This window comes from bacterium, from assembly GCA_040753555.1.
Taxonomy (GTDB): domain Bacteria; phylum UBA9089; class UBA9088; order UBA9088; family UBA9088; genus JBFLYE01.
This window is the reverse complement of record JBFMDZ010000267.1, coordinates 1-2513: the sequence shown is the minus strand read 5'-3', so window position 1 is coordinate 2513 and position 2513 is coordinate 1. Positions and strand designations below refer to the sequence as shown.

General features: G+C 35.4%; 3 protein-coding genes. 2 read left to right on the top strand and 1 reads right to left on the bottom strand.

The window, feature by feature from the left end:
- Positions 1–313: 313 nt before the first annotated feature.
- A complete protein-coding gene (locus tag AB1630_12285) occupies positions 314–1201 on the bottom strand; it encodes an Rpn family recombination-promoting nuclease/putative transposase (protein ID MEW6104572.1) in 888 nt (295 codons plus the stop codon).
- A 483-nt stretch (positions 1202–1684) separates the two neighbouring features.
- Here AB1630_12285 and AB1630_12280 point away from each other — a divergent pair, with 483 nt between their 5' ends.
- Positions 1685–1891 (top strand): hypothetical protein, encoded by a 207-nt coding sequence (locus AB1630_12280; protein ID MEW6104571.1) that lies wholly within the window; start codon positions 1685–1687, stop codon positions 1889–1891.
- Positions 1892–2255: 364 nt separating this feature from the next.
- Positions 2256–2480: a hypothetical protein gene (locus tag AB1630_12275; protein MEW6104570.1), complete on the top strand. Its 225-nt coding sequence runs from the start codon at positions 2256–2258 to the stop codon at positions 2478–2480.
- Positions 2481–2513: the final 33 nt, after the last annotated feature.

The window sequence follows — 2513 nt, the reverse complement described above, 5'->3', positions numbered from 1 at the left end:
TTACATTTTATTGTCACTCACTTTTTTGTAATTTTTACCTCCCCATACCCCTCAATCCCTTATAAATACAAGAAATTCTACTTTCGCTACCACCAATTTCGCCAAGTTTCTGTTGAAGTTGGGTTATTGGATAAAAATGAAGCCAAAAACTCTAGTAATAACTTGGTCTTACAGACTTATGGGTAGGTTTCAGCAACAAGAGCTTGACATTCGATTAAAAATAGCTGTAGGATACTCTTAACAAAACGATCTTTTTACTTATCTTTTACCTCCTTCCTCCTCTTTAAGTTGCTCTATTTCTTGCTTAAGAAGGTCAATCTGAGTTTACTACCTTTTTCACAAAATCTATATTTAGCTCTAACATCTTGGCAATTTCTTCTGGAGCCATCCCATGCCGTGCAAGATTCAATACGCTGATTTCCATTCCCTTCTCCATCCCTTCTTTCATTCCCTTCTCCATTCCCTTCTCCATTCCCCTTTCCATCCCCTTCTTCTCAGCATACCTTATAGATGCCTGTTGGATGTAAATAAAGTCTTTCCTCTTAAACTGCATCTCTAATTCCTCAGCACTCAATCCAGCCTGGTTTACTATCTCAAATGCCCTCTTTATCTCTACTTCCTTTTCCAAGGTCTTTGGAATATACTCTAAGTTACCAGCATTCTTGATAAAATATATCCACCTGTCCGTAATGTCCTTTAATTCATCCTCTCCTTTTGTGAACTTCGGTAGCTCTATGAAAATCAATTCAATATCACCACTATACTCTATTAACTCATCCTTTTCCTTTAACTTAAAGTAACTAATTACCTTGGAAAATTCACTAAACATCTCAAAATCTGTAATCGTAATAGCAATGATAGGATTTAATAAAAAGTATTGCTCCCCAGTTAAAAGTTGAGTAGAATATGCCTTAGCAGCATTATACAGAATCCTTTTTTCTAAACCTTCGTAGTTTAAAACCTGCATCTCAATAATTACAATATTACCATTGGATAATCTTGCCTTAACATCAACATAAGTATCCTTCATACCTTTCAGTAAAGGTATTTGATAAGGGTCAACAATGGTTAAATCCTCAATAATGCTATTATCGTTGAATTTAACAATGGAATTTAAAAAGCTGATAAGGATATCCTTTGAGCCTTCACTTCCAAATACCTTTTTAAAGGCAAAATCTGTCTTGACATCTAAAAAATGCATATTGCTTCCTCCTTATGTTTTTAATTATACTATCAAAAGAATCCCAAAGTCAACAGAAAAATCCTCGTAACAGATTTTCCCCTGAGTTTTTATCATAAGAAGAAGGCTGAATTGCTCAAGGCTCAAGGTTTCCTACCTTCTACCTCCTGCCTTCTACCTGCTGCTATTCTTAAGTTGCTCTATTTCTTGCTCAAGAAGGTCAATCTGGGTTTAAAAAATGGACCTGTCCCCTTTTTTCCCCTTTTTAAAAAGCTCGAACGGCACGCACCCTAAGCGTATCGGCTTACCGTCGAGGCCTTGGTCGCCATTGCCGAAATACTGGGCCCAGGCGTGGTTGCTATCGTACTCAGTAGAACTCCAGTAGTAGCTGCTAACAAAACCGCCAACAACACCTCTTTGTTGATACAATAAATTTCCCATTTTCCGCACCCTATGATGCAAATTAGATAATTTTAATTGATCTTTAAGCAGATACATTGGGATATGACCAGTTTTCATTTTACAGGGGAATATGAGAACCAGAAAGAAGATCATATCCAGATTGAATACACCAAGAATCATCTCAATGAGGATGCCAAGAGATCAGTCAAGATAGGTCTTGATGTTGCCAAAGATGAATGTGGTCAAGTGCCAATCTATTATGAAGACCTTGATGGCAAAGCCCAGGGGATTGCTACTACTGCATTGTAACGCAAATTATTAAAGGAAAGAAATTCAATTTTTGCATTGGACATTGAAATTATTCCTTCGTGGTTTAATCTCTTTTAGTCTAACTGTATATTGCAACAATTTATGCAAGATACTATAAAGCAAAAAGACATTATTTAACTTTTAATGTTCCAATACAGTTAGTAAATTGTATAGTAGAAAATCCTTGTAATATATAAAAAAGTTATGTATAATTATGAAAGATTGGACACCAAAGAGATTAAGGGGTTAAGAAAACAATATAAGCTATCATGGGCTAGAGTGGACAATCTTGTAGGGGTAAGTTAGTTGACAAAATGCAATAGCACATAGCAGAATATAATCACAAGCTAAATTAGACAATCTTATGGCAAAAGGAATTTATAAGAGGGGAAATATCTATTGGATAAGATATGCAGGGCTTGATGGCAGGACAATTTATGAGTCATCAGGAAGCTTTAAATTCAGAGATGCTGAAACTTTACTTATCCAAAGAAAACAGCTTATCAAAGAAGACAAAGAGCCTGAAATTCCCATTTTCCGCTACCTTGCAATAGGAATTGAATTTCCAAAAAAAAAATCTAAAGTTTAACCCTCTTAAAAACCGATATATATAATAGATAGA

What these genes read in the sequence shown, in the direction of transcription:
- AB1630_12275 (MEW6104570.1), top strand. Translation starts at nt 2,256, where the DNA reads ATGGCAAAAGGAATTTATAAGAGGGGAAATATCTATTGGATAAGATAT.
- AB1630_12280 (MEW6104571.1), top strand. Translation starts at nt 1,685, where the DNA reads ATGACCAGTTTTCATTTTACAGGGGAATATGAGAACCAGAAAGAAGAT.
- AB1630_12285 (MEW6104572.1), bottom strand. Translation starts at nt 1,201, where the DNA reads ATGCATTTTTTAGATGTCAAGACAGATTTTGCCTTTAAAAAGGTATTT.